The 13699-nt window shown below is 74.0% G+C and carries 12 protein-coding genes; 2 read left to right on the top strand and 10 right to left on the bottom strand.

All coding sequences use genetic code 11. From position 1 onward, the window contains the following. Positions 1–80: 80 nt before the first annotated feature. The 9 genes from aroB to RNC47_RS00020 all read right to left on the bottom strand — a co-directional run bounded on the left by aroB (position 81) and on the right by RNC47_RS00020 (position 9668). Positions 81–1181 carry a 3-dehydroquinate synthase gene (gene aroB / locus RNC47_RS00060; protein WP_311594461.1) on the bottom strand — a complete coding sequence of 367 codons (1101 nt, stop codon included), beginning with the start codon at positions 1179–1181 and terminating at the stop codon, positions 81–83. Next, positions 1178–1705, bottom strand: coding sequence for a shikimate kinase (locus RNC47_RS00055; RefSeq protein WP_311594460.1), 528 nt, complete (start codon positions 1703–1705; stop codon positions 1178–1180). The genes aroB and RNC47_RS00055 overlap by 4 nt, the downstream gene beginning before the upstream one ends. Next, complete coding sequence (gene aroC / locus RNC47_RS00050; protein ID WP_311594459.1) at positions 1702–2886, bottom strand: chorismate synthase; 1185 nt, start codon at positions 2884–2886, stop codon at positions 1702–1704. Before aroC ends, RNC47_RS00055 begins: the two co-directional genes overlap by 4 nt. Positions 2887–3073: 187 nt before the next feature. Then, positions 3074–3910, bottom strand: coding sequence for a shikimate dehydrogenase (locus RNC47_RS00045; RefSeq protein WP_311594458.1), 837 nt, complete (start codon positions 3908–3910; stop codon positions 3074–3076). Further along, positions 3910–5670 carry an endolytic transglycosylase MltG gene (mltG, locus tag RNC47_RS00040; RefSeq protein ID WP_311594457.1) on the bottom strand — a complete coding sequence of 587 codons (1761 nt, stop codon included), beginning with the start codon at positions 5668–5670 and terminating at the stop codon, positions 3910–3912. Before mltG ends, RNC47_RS00045 begins: the two co-directional genes overlap by 1 nt. Before the next feature lie 85 nt (positions 5671–5755). Further along, a complete protein-coding gene (ruvX, locus tag RNC47_RS00035) occupies positions 5756–6220 on the bottom strand; it encodes a Holliday junction resolvase RuvX (protein ID WP_311594456.1) in 465 nt (154 codons plus the stop codon). Further along, a complete protein-coding gene (gene alaS, locus RNC47_RS00030; RefSeq protein ID WP_311594455.1) occupies positions 6220–8889 on the bottom strand; it encodes an alanine--tRNA ligase in 2670 nt (889 codons plus the stop codon). The genes ruvX and alaS overlap by 1 nt, the downstream gene beginning before the upstream one ends. Then, positions 8876–9235 carry a DUF6167 family protein gene (locus RNC47_RS00025; protein ID WP_311594454.1) on the bottom strand — a complete coding sequence of 120 codons (360 nt, stop codon included), beginning with the start codon at positions 9233–9235 and terminating at the stop codon, positions 8876–8878. The genes alaS and RNC47_RS00025 overlap by 14 nt, the downstream gene beginning before the upstream one ends. A 7-nt stretch (positions 9236–9242) precedes the next feature. Then, complete coding sequence (locus tag RNC47_RS00020; protein WP_311594453.1) at positions 9243–9668, bottom strand: DUF948 domain-containing protein; 426 nt, start codon at positions 9666–9668, stop codon at positions 9243–9245. 253 nt (positions 9669–9921) lie between these two features. On the opposite strand from RNC47_RS00020, the gene RNC47_RS00015 reads away from it, so the two are divergent. Beyond that, the gene (locus RNC47_RS00015; RefSeq protein ID WP_311594452.1) at positions 9922–12195 is read left to right on the top strand and encodes an ATP-binding protein; all 2274 of its coding nucleotides are present in this window, start codon (positions 9922–9924) and stop codon (positions 12193–12195) included. Here the strand turns inward: RNC47_RS00015 and rpsD are convergent. Beyond that, positions 12183–12794, bottom strand: coding sequence for a 30S ribosomal protein S4 (rpsD, locus tag RNC47_RS00010; RefSeq protein WP_311594451.1), 612 nt, complete (start codon positions 12792–12794; stop codon positions 12183–12185). The genes RNC47_RS00015 and rpsD overlap by 13 nt on opposite strands. Before the next feature lie 55 nt (positions 12795–12849). Here rpsD and RNC47_RS00005 point away from each other — a divergent pair, with 55 nt between their 5' ends. After that, positions 12850–13674, top strand: coding sequence for a DUF2470 domain-containing protein (locus RNC47_RS00005; RefSeq protein ID WP_311594450.1), 825 nt, complete (start codon positions 12850–12852; stop codon positions 13672–13674). Positions 13675–13699: the final 25 nt, after the last annotated feature.

Genomic DNA, 13699 nt, shown 5'->3' with positions numbered 1-13699 from the left:
CACAGCCGCCGGGCGGCGGCCGGCGGTGCCGGCCCGCAGGGCCAGGGCGCGCGGCGCGGCTGCCCTCGGCCGGGAGGCCGTCAGGCGGCGATCTCCGCGTGGGCGGCGAGGAGCATGGCGGGGTCGGGGCTCTCCAGGACCGACGGCCTGGCCAGGCCGTCGAGGACGATGAAGCGCAGCCGGTCGCCGCGCGACTTCTTGTCGATCCGCATCGTCTCCAGCAGCCGCGGCCACTGGTCGCCCCGGTAGGTGACCGGCAGGCCGACCGAGGAGAGGACGGCGCGGTGGCGGTCCGCCGTGGCATCGTCGAGACGGCCGGCGATGCGGCCCAGCTCGGCCGCGAAGACCATGCCGACCGCGACCGCGGCGCCGTGCCGCCAGGCGTAGCGTTCGTTCTTCTCGATGGCGTGCGCCAGCGTGTGACCGTAGTTGAGGATCTCCCGCAGGCCGGACTCCTTCAGGTCACTGGCCACCACCTCCGCCTTGACCCTGATGGAGCGCTCGATCAGCTCGGCCGTGTGCGGACCGGCCGGCGTTCTGGCGGCCTCCGGGTCGGCCTCCACCAGCTCCAGGATCGCCGGGTCGGCGATGAAGCCGGCCTTGATGACCTCGGCCAGGCCCGAGACGTAGTCGTGCACCGGCAGCGAGTCGAGCGCGGCGAGATCGCACAGCACGCCGGCCGGCGGGTGGAAGGCGCCCACCAGGTTCTTGCCCTCCGCGGTGTTGATCCCGGTCTTGCCGCCGACCGCCGCGTCCACCATGCCGAGCACGGTGGTGGGCACCGCGATCCACCGCACCCCGCGCAGCCAGGTCGCGGCGACGAACCCGGCCAGGTCGGTGGTGGCGCCGCCGCCGACCCCGACGATCACGTCGGACCTGGTGAAACCGGTCTGGCCGAGCGCCGTCCAGCAGTAGGCCGCGACCTCGGCGCTCTTGGCCTCCTCCGCGTTGGGGAGCTGGATCGCGATGGCCTCGTACCCCTGGTCCGCCAGGTCCTGGCGCAGCACCTCTCCGGTCTCGGCGAGTGCCTCGGGGTGCAGCACCGCGACCCGGCGGGCGTCCTTGCCGATCAACTCCGGCAGCTCGCCGAGCAGTTGACGGCCGACCAGCACGTCGTAGGGGGCGTAGCCGGCGGTGGCGCCCACCGTGATCCTGGTGGGGGCTTCGGCGGGGAGAGTCATGCTGTCGTGAGCTCCAATACGTCGAGGACCGCCTGCGCGACCTCCTCGGGCGTGCGGTCGGCGGTCTCCACGACCGCCCTGGCCACCTCGGTGTACAGCGGGCGGCGCTCGTCCATCAGGGTGCGCCACCGCTGCCTCGGGTTGACGGCGAGCAGCGGCCGGGCGGTGTCCAGGCCCACCCGCTTCATGGCCTCGCCGAGCGAGACGTCGAGGAAGATCACCGGCCGGCCGGCGAGCAGGGCGCGGGTGGCGGGGTCGAGGATGGCGCCGCCGCCCAGCGAGAGCACGCCGTCGTGCTCGGCGAGCGCGTCGCGCACGGCGGCCGCCTCCAGCGCGCGGAACCGCTGCTCGCCGTCCTCGACGAAGATGTCGGCGATGGGCTTGCCCGCCGTCCGCTCGACGTCGGCGTCCGTGTCGCGGGCGACGACGCCGAGCCGCTGGGCGAGCAGCGCGCCGATGGTGGACTTGCCCGAGCCGGGCGGACCGACCAGCACCACCCGGGGGCCCGACGCCCCGGCGCTCACCTGATCTCCAGGTTGCCCAGGAAGCCCTCGACGTTGCGCCGGGTCTCCCGGACGCTGTCGCCGCCGAACTTCTCGGCCACCGCGTCCGCGAGAACCAGGGCCACCATGGCCTCGGCGACGATCCCGGCCGCCGGCACCGCGCACACGTCGGAGCGCTGGTGGTGCGCCTTCGCCGGCTCGCCCGTGGTGACGTCGACGGTGGCCAGGGCGCGCGGCACGGTGGCGATGGGCTTCATCGCGGCGCGGACCCGCAGCACCTCGCCGGTGCTCAGCCCGCCCTCGGTGCCGCCGGAGCGGCCGGACGCGCGGCGGATGCCGTCGGGGGTCGACACGATCTCGTCGTGGGCCTTGGAGCCGGGGACGCGGGCGAGGTCGAAGCCGTCGCCGAGCTCGACGCCCTTGATGGCCTGGATCCCCATCAGAGCGGCGGCCAGCCGCGCGTCGAGCCTGCGGTCCCAGTGGACGTGCGAGCCGAGCCCCACCGGCACGCCGTAGGCCAGCACCTCGACCACCCCGCCGAGGGTGTCGCCGTCCTTGTGCGCCTGGTCGATCTCGGCGACCATCGCCTTGCTCGCGTCGGCGTCCAGGCAGCGCACCGGGTCGGCGTCGAGCCGGGCGGTGTCGCCGGGCTCGGGCAGCGAGCCCTTGGGGGCGCGGGCGGCGCCGAGCTCGACCACGTGCGAGACGATCTCGATGCCGGCGGTCTCCTTCAGGTAGGAGCGGGCCACCGTGCCGAGGGCCACCCGGGCCGCGGTCTCCCGGGCCGAGGCCCGCTCGAGCACCGGCCGCGCCTCGTCGAAGCCGTACTTCTGCATGCCGGCCAGGTCGGCGTGGCCCGGCCGCGGGCGGGTCAGCGGGGCGTTGCGGCTGCTGTCGGCGAGCTCGGCCGGGTCCACCGGGTCGGCCGCCATGACCTTCTCCCACTTGGGCCACTCGGTGTTGCCGACCATGATCGCCACCGGGGACCCCAGGGTGAGCCCGTGGCGCACCCCGCCGAGGAACGTGACCTCGTCGCGCTCGAACTTCATCCGGGCACCGCGGCCGTAGCCGAGCCGGCGGCGCGCCAGCGCGTCCGCCACCATGTCGGTGGTGATCGGCACGCCGGAGGGGAGCCCCTCCAGCGTCGCCACCAGTGCCGGACCGTGCGACTCTCCCGCCGTCAGCCAGCGCAGCCTGCTCAACGGTGCTCCTTCGAACTGCTCGATCTCACCGCCGGCCCTGCCGGGCCGGCACCCTCCGATCCTGCCATGCCGGCGCGGGCGGCCCCGAGCTGTCTGAACCGCGAGACGCACAGCGCGGGCGATTAAGACCCGGCGCCGACCTAATCCCGGGGCCGCCCGGTCGTGGCCGGGGCCCAGCGTCCGGGCCTCAGTGGGCGGCGAGCGCCGCCTCGCCGGCCGCGCGCATCTCCTTGAGCGGCCCCGGGATCACGCCGGTCATCAGCTCGAACTGCAACACGGCCTGGTGGACCAGCAGGTCGAGCCCGCCGAGCACCCGGCCCCCGCGCGCCGCCCAGGCGGCGGCGAGCCGCGTCGGCCAGGGCTCGTACAGCACGTCGAAGAGGGTGCCCGGCGAGCCCGGCACCGCGTCGGCCAGCGCGTCGGCGGCTCCGGCCGGGGTGGTCGCGATCACCAGCGGGGCGTCGAGGCCGCGGTGGGCCTCGGCCCAGTCGGCGACGAGCACCGGCAGGCCGAGCCGCTCGCCGAGCGCCCGCATCTCCGCGGCACGCTCCGGGCCGCGCACGTACGTGGTGACCTCGCCGTCGCAGACCTGGGCGAGCGCGGCGAGCGCGGAGGAGGCCGTGGCGCCGGCGCCCAGCACGGCCGCCCGCTCGACCCGGGTCACCCCGCGCTCGCGCAGGGCGGCGACGAGGCCGGGGATGTCGGTGTTCTCGCCGGTGCGCCGGCCGTCCGCCGTGAACACCACCGTGTTGACGGCGTCGACCGCGGCGGCCGTGGGGCTCACCTCGTCGAGCAGCGGGATGACGGCGCGCTTGAGCGGCATGGTCAGCGAGAGCCCGGCCCACTCGGGGCCCAGGCCGTCGAGGAAGGCGGCGAGACCGCGCTCGTCGACCTCGAAGCGGCCGTAGCTCCAGTCGTCGAGACCACACGCCGCGTAGCCGGCGTCGTGCAGGGCCGGCGAGAGCGAATGCGCGATGGGCGAGCCGAGGACGGCCGCCCGGTGGGCGGCCAGGCGTGGTGGCATCAGCCGTCCCCCTGGTTGGCGGCGTTGAAGTCCGCGACGTTCTGCTCGTGTTCGGCGAAGTCGTCGGTGAAGCGGGTGTCGCCCTCGGTGACCGTCACGAAGTAGAGCCAGGGGCCCTCGGTCGGGTTGAGCGCGGCCTCGATGGCGTTGTGACCCGGGTTGGCGATGGGGCCCGGCGGCAACCCGAGCTCCCGGTAGGTGTTGTACGGCGAGTCCAGCTCGGTGTCGGCCAGCGAGGTGTCCAGCGTGGAGCGGCCCAGCGCGTAGTTGATGGTCGAGTCGAACTGGAGCATCATGTCCTGCTCCAGACGGTTGTAGATGACCCGCGAGACCTTCCCGAACTCCTCGTCCGTCTGCCCCTCGGCCTCGATGAGCGAGGCGACGATGAGGATCTCGCGCGGCGTGCGGCCGAACTCCTCGGCCTGGCCCTCCAGGTCGATCTCGGTGAACTCGGCCTCGGCCCGGTCGACCATGGCCCGGAGCAGGTCCTCCGGGGTGGTGTCCTCGCCGACGTCGTAGCGGGTCGGGAAGAGGAAGCCCTCCACCTCGCCCTCGGCGAAGTCCGGCAGCCCCAGGTCGGCGGTCTCCGCCACCTCGGCCGTGGTGCCCTCCTCGAGGCCGAGGCGCTCGTCGATCAGCGCGTAGACCTCGGTGGCGCGCCGTCCCTCGGGGATGGTGAACGTGCTGAGCGAGGCCGGGTCGAGCATCAGCTCAACGGCGGAGGATGCCGCCATCTCGCGGCGCAGGGTGTAGACGCCCGGCTGGAGCGACTGGCCGTCCTCGCCCGCCGCCTCGACGAACGCGTCGGCGCTCGCCACGACGCCGGCGTCGCGCAGGATCACGCCCATGCCGGAGATGGTGGAGCCCTCGGGGATGGTCACCTGCACCTCGTCCGTGCCCTCCCCCGCGAAGTCGGGGGCCGGGCCGAACCGGTCCTGGTACATGCCGTAGCCGACGTAGGCGACGCCGCCGAGGGCGCCGAGCACCAGCACCCCGGCCACCATGCAGCCCACGCCGCCACGCCGCTTCTTCTTGGGCTTGTCGCCGCGCCGGCCGCGCCTGTCCTCCTCCGCGTCCGACCAGTCGTCGTCGCGCCGCGTGAAGAAGTCGGACTCGCCCTGGTCGGGTCCCGGGTCCCAACCGGTCTCCGGGTCGGGGCCCGGGTCGTCGCGCCGGGGCCCTCGGTCGCCGTCGGGCGGGCCGGCCTGCTGGGCCGGCGCACCCTGGGAATCGGGGTACACGTCCTGGCCACCGCCGCCGTACTGCTGCTGCTGAGCCTGGTAGCCGCCGCCCTGGGCGTACGGGTCCTGGCCGGCGTGCGGCTGGGCGGCGTACCCCTGTTGGGTGGCGTACGGGTCCTGGTACTGCCCCGGGTGCTGGCCCGCGCCGTAGCCGCCGTCGGGCTGTTGCCCCTGCTGATGCCCCTGCTGCTGGTGGGCCGCCTGCTGCTGGCCGTGCTGCTGGTTCCCGTAGGGGTCACCGGCGTAGTACTGACCGGAGTTGTCCCAGCCGCCCTGCTGGCCGTACTGCTGCTGGGAGTCGTACTGCTGCTGGTAGTACGGCTGTTGCTGCTGGTGGCCCTGCGGGTGCTGTTGCTGCTGGTCGCCGTACTGGCCGCCGTACTCGTCCCAGGTGCCGTGCCCCTGCTGGGCGTGCTGGTTGCCCGCGGCGTCGTACGCGCCGGACCAGCCCTGATCCCCGTAGAGCGGGTCCTCGGGGTACCACGGCTCAGAGCCGGAGCCCCGGCCATACTCAGTCATCGATCCCCTTGTGACGCAAGGCGGCAGTCCGAATCCCCCGAAGCCACGCGGCTACCCTGTCGCGGCGAACGTTACCGTACCGCGATCAGACAACCACTTCGACGCACTGCCCCGGCGGGCGCCCCGAGGCGCGCTCGCTCTCCAACGCGTTCTGCAGGATGACCACGGCCGCGGCCTGGTCGATGCGCGACCTGCCCTTCTTCGCGGAGACCCCGGAGGCGCGCATGGCGCGCGCCGCCGTGACGGTGCTCATACGTTCGTCCACCAGGCGCACCGGCACCGGGGCCACCCGTCGCGCGGTCTCCTGGGCGAACGCCCGCACTCGGGCGGCCGCCGGGCCCTCCCCGCCCGCCAGCGAGCGGGGCAGCCCGACGATCACCTCCAGCGGCTCGTACTCGGCGACGAGCTCCGCCAACCGCCGCTGCGCGGCCGGGACATCGCGCCCCGGCACGGTCTCCACCGGGGTCGCGAGGACCCCGTCGGGGTCGCACGAGGCGACCCCGATCCTGGCCTCGCCCACGTCGACGGCGAGCCGCCGCCCACGCCGCATCAGGCGGCTTCCGCGACCAGCCGCTCGACGGCGGCCAACGCGTCCGCCACGGCCTCGGGGTTCTGGCCACCGCCCTGGGCCACGTCCGGCTTGCCGCCACCGCCGCCGCCCAGCGCCTTGGCGGCGGCCCGCACCAGGTCGCCGGCCTTCAGACCCCGCTCACGCGCCGCCTCGTTGGTGGCCACCACGGTGAGCGGGCGACCGCTCACGACGGTGAACAGCGCCACCACGGCCGGCCGGTCGCCCGGGATGCGGCCGCGGACGTCGAGCACCAGCTTGCGCAGGTCGTCCGCCGAGGTGCCGTCCGGCACCCGGCCGCTGGCCAGCGCCACGCCGCCGATGTCGCGGGCGTCGGCGGCCAGGCCGCCGGCGGCCGCGAGCACCTTCTCGGCGCGGAACCGCTCGATCTCCTTCTCGGCCTCCCGCAGCCGCCCGAGCATGCCGGCGATCCGCTCGGGCAACTCCTCGGGCCGGCCCTTGACCAGCTCGGTCAACTGGGAGACCACGGTGTGCTCGCGGGCCAGGAACCGGTAGGCGTCGGTGCCGACCAGGGCCTCGACGCGGCGCACGCCGGAGCCGATGGAGGACTCGCCGAGCAGCTTGACCAGGCCGAGTTGGGCGGTGTTGTGCACGTGGGTGCCGCCGCACAGCTCCTTCGAGTAGTCGCCGATGGTGACCACCCGCACCCGGTCGCCGTACTTCTCGCCGAACTCGGCGATGGCGCCCTGCTTCCTGGCCTCGTCCATCGACATCACCTCGGCGGTGACGTCGAGTTCACGGGCCAGCACCTCGTTGATCTTCTGCTCGACGTCGGCGAGCACCGTGCCGGGCACGGCGGTCGGCGAGCCGAAGTCGAAGCGGAAGCGGCCCGGCGAGTTCTCCGAGCCGGCCTGGGCGGCCGTCGGGCCGAGGGCGTCGCGCAGCGCCTGGTGGGTCAGGTGGGTGGCGCTGTGGGCGCGGGCGATGGCGCGGCGCCGCGCGGTGTCGATGGTGCTGTGCGCGGCGGAGCCGACGGTGACCTCGCCGACCTGGACCACGCCCTTGTGCACGATCACGCCGGGCACCGGCTGCTGGACGTCCCGCACCTCCACGACGGCGCCCGAGTCGAGCCTGATCCGGCCGCTGTCGGCCAGCTGGCCGCCGCCCTCGGCGTAGAACGGGGTGCGGTCGAGCACCACTTCCACCTCGTCGCCCTCGACGGCGGCGGGCGAGGAGACGCCGTCGACCAGCAGGCCGACGACGGTGGCCTCGCCGGAGGTCCGCGTGTAGCCGATGAACTCGGAGGCGCCCGCGGCGTCGGCGACCTGCCGGTAGGCGGAGAGGTCGGCGTGGCCGGTCTTCTTGGCCCTGGCGTCGGCCTTGGCCCGGTCCCGCTGCTCCTTCATCAGGCGGCGGAACCCGGGCTCGTCCACGGTGAGGCCCTGCTCGGCGGCCATCTCCAGGGTGAGGTCGATGGGGAAGCCCCAGGTGTCGTGGAGCAGGAACGCCTTGTCCCCCGGGAGCACCGTCGAGCCGGCGGCCCTGGTCTCGGTGACGGCGGTGTCCAGGATGTTGGTGCCGGCCCTGAGGGTCTTGAGGAAGGCCGCCTCCTCGGCGAGCGCCACGGTCTCGATGCGCTTGCGGTCGGTCAGCAGCTCCGGGTACTGCTGCCCCATCGTCTTCAGGACGACGTCGAGCAGCTCGGCGACCACGGGGCCCTCGGCGCCCAGGATCCGCATGTTCCGGATGGCGCGGCGCATGATGCGGCGCAGCACGTAGCCGCGGCCCTCGTTGCCCGGGGTCACGCCGTCCCCGATGAGCATGGCGGAGGTGCGCAGGTGGTCGGCGACCACGCGCAGCGCCACGTCGGAGTCCTCGGCGGCGCCGTACCGGACGCCGGTGAGCTCGCCGGCCCGGTCGATGACGACGCGCAGGGTGTCCGTCTCGTACATGTTGTGGACGCCCTGCAGGATCATCGCCAGCCGCTCGAGGCCGAGCCCGGTGTCGATGTTCTGCGCCGGCAGGTCGCCGAGGATCGGGAAGTCCTCCTTGCCCTCGCCGGGACCGCGCTCGTACTGCATGAAGACCAGGTTCCAGATCTCCACGTAGCGCTCGTCGTTGACGGCGGGGCCGCCCTCGGGGCCGAACTCGGGGCCGCGGTCGTAGTTGATCTCGGAGCACGGGCCACAGGGGCCGGGCACGCCCATGGACCAGAAGTTGGGGCCCATGCCGAGCCGCTGGATCCGCTCGGCCGGCACGCCGATCTCGTCCCGCCAGATCCGCTCGGCCTCGTCGTCCTGCTCGTAGACGGTGATCCACAGCCGCTCGGGGTCGAGACCGTAGCCGCCGTCGGCGACCGGGCTGGTCAACAGCTCCCAGGCGTAGCGGATGGCGCCTTCCTTGAAGTAGTCGCCGAAGGAGAAGTTGCCGCACATCTGGAAGAAGGTGCCGTGCCTGGTGGTCTTGCCGACCTCCTCGATGTCCGGCGTGCGGACGCACTTCTGGACGCTGACGGCGCGCGGGTACGGCGGGGTGGCCTCGCCGAGGAAGTACGGCTTGAACGGCACCATGCCCGCGTTGACCAGCAGCAGCGTCGGATCGTCCGCGATCAGCGACGCCGACGGGACAACGGTGTGCCCGCGCTTCTCGAAGAAGCTCAGCCAGCGGCGGCGGATTTCAGCCGACTCCATCAGTGGTCCTCATTTCGGAGATTCGGGACGGGTCACGGGTGACCGGGCCGAGCTCGGCCCGGTGCGGCGGCGAGGGGAGCTGGGGCGGGTGGGCGGCGCCGCCGGGAACGGCGGTCTCGTCGTGCTCGATGCCCAGGGCCTCGGTCAGCTCGCGCTCGCGCTGCGCCATGCCGGCGCGCACGTCGAGCGCGAAGCCCCTGACCCGCTGGCCGGCCGTCACGGCGCGGTCGGCGGCCCGGACGGCGAGGCTGTCGGGCGCCAGACCGCGCAGGGTGCGCTGGACCTTGGTGGTGGCCCAGACACCCGCCGCTGCGCCCGTGGTGAACCAGAAGGCTCGGCGGAACATGGCCTGATCACTCCTCTCGCTTGCGGCGCCTGGCCGCGGGGACGTACCGGCCGCGCACCACCGTGCGCCGGGCGGGCGGCTCCGCGCCGCCGCGCCGGGCGAGCGCCCGCCGCACCCCGTATCCGAACGCCGCGACCTTGACCAGTGGCCCACCGAAGGTCGCCGCCACGGTCGAGGAGAGCGCGGAGGCGTTGGCCGCGACCTCCTGGACGTCGGTGGCGATGGTCTCGACCCGGTCCAGCTGGGTCTGCGCCGAGCGGACGGTCGAGGAGGCCTCGCCGAGCAGCGGGACGGCCCGCTCGGTCACGGCGGTCACCAGCTCGGTCGCCGCGCGCAGCGCCTGGGCGAGTCGGAAGAGCGCCACGGCCAGGAAGGAGACCAGGATCGCCCAGAAGACGGCCACCAGGAGGCCGGCCACTTCGCCACCGGACACGAACGCACCGCTTCCCTCGGATGGGTTCCCTGCACGAATCCGACACGCCGGTGCCGCGAGCCCGTCGGGGAGCGCGGCGCGGTCCGCGCCGGCCGCCGCCCACCTGGGACGGAGACTCCGTGTCCATCGTGCGGCGACGAGGAATGACCCTATCGCGCCGGGCGGCCGGGCTCCTACCGCATTCCCCCGCTCCTGCCAAGGGCGGCCAGGCGCAATTGTACGTTCTGCATATCCGCCAGTACGCTGCGTGGTTATGTCAGGCTTTCAGGGCCCCGAGCCTGCCGCTCGGGAGACTCCCAGGACCGGCCGCGCGGGGGGCAACCTGCCCGCGGAACTGACGGCCTTCGTCGGCCGCGTCGCCGAAGTGGCCGCGTTGAAGCGGCAGTTGTCCAGACACCGACTGGTGACCGTGACCGGAGTGGGCGGCGTCGGCAAGTCACGCCTCGCGCTCCGGGCCGCCCGCGAGGCCGGCGAGCGCTTCCCGCACGGCGTCTGGCTGGTGGAGCTGGGCACGGTGCGCGATCCGGAGCTGATGGAGCACGCCGTCGTCGAGGCACTCGGGATCAACGACCACTCGGGGCGGGCGCCGGTCACCGTGCTCGCCGAGCACCTGTCCGACCGGCGACTGCTGCTGGTGCTCGACGGCTACGACCACCTCGTGGAGCCGGCCGCCGCGCTGGTGCACGAGTTGCTGCGCCGGGCCCCCAGGCTGCGGGTGCTCGCGGCGGCCAGGCGACCGCTCGGGGTGGCGGGCGAGCGTCTGGTGCCGCTCGCCCCGCTCCGCGCCCCCGCGCCCCCGGAGGACGCGGCGGACGGCGAGCCGGCGCCGCTGGACGAGGCGGCCGAGCTGTTCGGCGAGCGGGCCGCGGCCGTGCTGCCCGACTTCCAGGTGGACCGGTCCAACGCGCGGCTGGTGGCGGAGCTCTGCCACCGGCTCGACGGCATCCCGCTCGCGCTCGAACTGGCCGCCGGGCGGCTGCGGACGCTCTCGCTCGACCAGATCCTGCACCGGCTCGACGACCGCTTCCGGTTGCTCGTCGGCGGAGCGCGCGGCGCGCCGCCGCACCACCAGACACTGCGCACCGCCGTGGGCTGGAGCCACGAGCTGTGCAGCGGCCCGGAGCGGCTGCTGTGGGCGCGGCTCTCGGTCTTCGCCGGCCACTTCGACCTGGAGGCGGCCGAGTACGTGTGCTCGGGCCCCGACCTGCCGGCCGAGGACGTCCTCGACGTGTTGACCGAGCTGGTCACCCAGTCCGTGGTGAGCCGGGAGGACGCGCCCTCGGGGGTGCGTTACCGGATGCTCGGCACGCTGCGCGCCTACGGGGAGGACTGGCTGGCGGCGAGCGGGGACGCGCGGCGGCTGCGTCGCCGGCACCGCGACTGGTGCACGGGGCTCGCCACCTGGTGCGAGTTGGAGTGGTTCAGCCCCCGGCAGGCGGAGGTGGCCGCCCGCGTCGACGACGAGCTGCCCAACCTCCGGGCGGCCCTGGAGTTCGCGCTCGACGACGAGGAGGACGGGAGGTTCGGCCTCTACCTGGCGGCCACGCTGTGGTTCTGCTGGGTGGGCTGCGGGCGGCTCGCGGAGGGCAGGCACTGGCTGCACCGGGCGCTCGAGACCGAGACGGACCACGAGGAGACCCGGCTCAAGGCGCTGTGGGTGGCCGGCTACGTGGCGGTGCTCCAGGGCGACACGGTGGCGGCGCTCACCGTGCTGCACGAGTGTCGCGAGGGCGCGGAGCGCACCGGCAACGCGCGGGCGGTGGCCTACAGCGTGCACCTGACGGGCTGCGTGGCGATGATCGGCGACGAGATGCCGCGCGCCGAGAAGCTGTTCCGCGAGGCGCTGTCCCGCTACGAGGAGATCGGCGAGCTCAACAGCAACGTGCTGATGGGCCGGTGCGAGCTGGCCATGGTCGTGGCCTTCCAGGGCGACCTGTCCGGCGCTCTGGCGATCTACGAGGACGTGCGGCAGGCCTGCGAGGACCACGGGGAGCACTGGGCCAGGGCCTACGCGCTCTACGGCCTGGGCTACGCGGCGTGGCACCGGTCCGAGATCCGGCCGGCCAGGGAGCTGGTCGAGCAGTCCCTGCGGATCTCACACGCCTTCCAGGACCCGGTCAACACGGTGCTGGCCATCGAACTGCTCGCCGGGATCACGGCCTCCGAGGGCGACGTGGTGGAGGCGGCGGTGCTGCAGGGCGCGGCCGCCCGGCTGTGGCGCTCGGTCGGGATGCCGCTGTTCGGCTCGGAGTTCTTCAACTCGGCGCACGTGCTCTGTGAGCGGCATGTGCGGGAGCGGCTGAGCCCCGCGCGGTACCAGCAGTGTCTGCGCGAGGGGCGGCTGCTGGACGCGGCGGCCGCGGTGTCGCGGGCGCTGGGCGGGCGCGGCGCCGCCGAGGGTCGCCGCGCCGCGGCGACCGGCGGCCTGGGCGCGGCCTCGCTCGCCGAGCACTCGGCCCGGCTGCCGCTGCCCGCGGTTCCCCGCTCCGAGGGCGGGGAACCAGCGGGCGGTGGTCAGCGGGCGTAGTACTCGACGACCAGCTGCTCGTCGCAGATGACCGGGATCTCCTGGCGGTTGGGCTCCCGGTCCAGGCGGAACGCCAGCGCCTCCAGGTTGACCTGGAGGTAGCGCGGGGTCTCGCCCTCACCCGCGTAGCCGCCCTCCCTGGCGACCAGGAACGGGGGCTTGGCACGGCTGCGCTCGCGTACCTCGACGACGTCGTCCGGCCGCACCCGGAAGGACGGCTTGTCGACCTTCCGACCGTTGACGGCGATGTGGCCGTGCACGACCATCTGGCGCGCCTGGTAGATGGTGCGGGCCAGTCCGGAGCGCAGCACCAGCGCGTCGAGCCGGCGCTCGAGCTCGATGATCAGGGCCTCGCCGGTCTTGCCGGTCACCTTGCGGGCGCGCTCGTAGGCGCGGGCCATCTGGCGCTCGCTGATGTCGTACTGGGCGCGGAGCCGCTGCTTCTCCAGCAGTCGGACCTTGTAGTCGCTGTTCTGCTTGCGGCCGCGCCCGTGCTCGCCCGGCGGATAGGGGCGCTTCTCGAAGTACTTGACGGCCTTCGGGGTGAGCGCGATGCCGAGGGCGCGCGACTTCTTGACCTTGGGACGCGACTGGTTCACGTTGAACGGACCTCCGTGTAAGTTAGGTGAGGCTTACCTTATCTGAGGAGTGCGCATGATTCGACCTGGGAGCCCTCGTTCCGGCACCGGACGCCGAAGCCAGGAGGAGGGCCAGCCGCGTCCCGGGCACGACGCACGGCAACCGACGGCCGCCGAGCGCGTGCGCACCCTCGTCGAGACCAACGCCTCGGCGGCACTGACCATTCCGGACGCTGAGCTCGGACACAGTGTGCCGGAGTCCCGCGCGGTCTCGTCGACGGGCGACGTGCTGCTGCTCGTCCCGGCCGACTCACCGGCGGCCAGGGCCACGGCATTTGCCCTCGACGACGACGTGACGTCCGTGATGGAGATCACGGACGTCGCTCCGGTCGCCGTGCCGCACCGGATCCGCGGCCGGGGCTGGGTCGCCGGCTGGCTCACCGCCGTACCGGCCGCCGAACGGCGCGCCGCCGGCCGCCTGCTGGCCGAACGGCACCCGGCGGGCCCGGTCCCCGGGCCGGCGTGGACCCTGCTGCGCCTGGAGGTGGGCGAGGCCTACGTCGACGACCTGTGGGGCGCCGCCCACGTGGAACCCGAGGAGTTCGCCGCGGCCGCGGCCGACCCGCTGGCGGCGCACGAGGCGGAGCTCCTGCAGCACCTGGCTGCCGCGCACGAGGGCCAACTGCGGTCGCTGTGCGGTCTGCTGGGCGACCGGGGCGCCGGCTGCGAGGCGTGGCAGGGCGTCGCGCCGCTGAGCCTGGACCGGCACGGCCTGCGGGTGCGCTTCAGCGCGGGCGACGCGTGCTTCGACGCGCGCTTCGAGTTCCCCGAGCCGGTGCGGGACGTGGTCGACCTGCGGCGGGCGATGCGACAGCTCTTCGAGACGGCCGCGAGGCCCTGACGGACCTTCGCGCGGGGTTCTTTCC

It is taken from the genome of Streptomyces millisiae (assembly GCF_031845425.1).
In the GTDB taxonomy this organism is placed as follows: domain Bacteria; phylum Actinomycetota; class Actinomycetes; order Streptomycetales; family Streptomycetaceae; genus Streptomyces; species Streptomyces millisiae.
The sequence above is the reverse complement of the archived record's forward strand: the minus strand, read 5'-3'. Positions and strand labels throughout refer to the sequence as shown.

Excerpts from the sequence above, each read along its gene's own strand:
- aroB (WP_311594461.1), bottom strand. The coding sequence starts at position 1,181 with ATGACTCTCCCCGCCGAAGCCCCCACCAGGATCACGGTGGGCGCCACC.
- RNC47_RS00045 (WP_311594458.1), bottom strand. The coding sequence starts at position 3,910 with ATGCCACCACGCCTGGCCGCCCACCGGGCGGCCGTCCTCGGCTCGCCC.
- mltG (WP_311594457.1), bottom strand. The coding sequence starts at position 5,670 with ATGACTGAGTATGGCCGGGGCTCCGGCTCTGAGCCGTGGTACCCCGAG.
- ruvX (WP_311594456.1), bottom strand. The coding sequence starts at position 6,220 with ATGCGGCGTGGGCGGCGGCTCGCCGTCGACGTGGGCGAGGCCAGGATC.
- alaS (WP_311594455.1), bottom strand. The coding sequence starts at position 8,889 with ATGGAGTCGGCTGAAATCCGCCGCCGCTGGCTGAGCTTCTTCGAGAAG.
- RNC47_RS00025 (WP_311594454.1), bottom strand. The coding sequence starts at position 9,235 with ATGTTCCGCCGAGCCTTCTGGTTCACCACGGGCGCAGCGGCGGGTGTC.
- RNC47_RS00015 (WP_311594452.1), top strand. The coding sequence starts at position 9,922 with ATGTCAGGCTTTCAGGGCCCCGAGCCTGCCGCTCGGGAGACTCCCAGG.
- RNC47_RS00005 (WP_311594450.1), top strand. The coding sequence starts at position 12,850 with ATGATTCGACCTGGGAGCCCTCGTTCCGGCACCGGACGCCGAAGCCAG.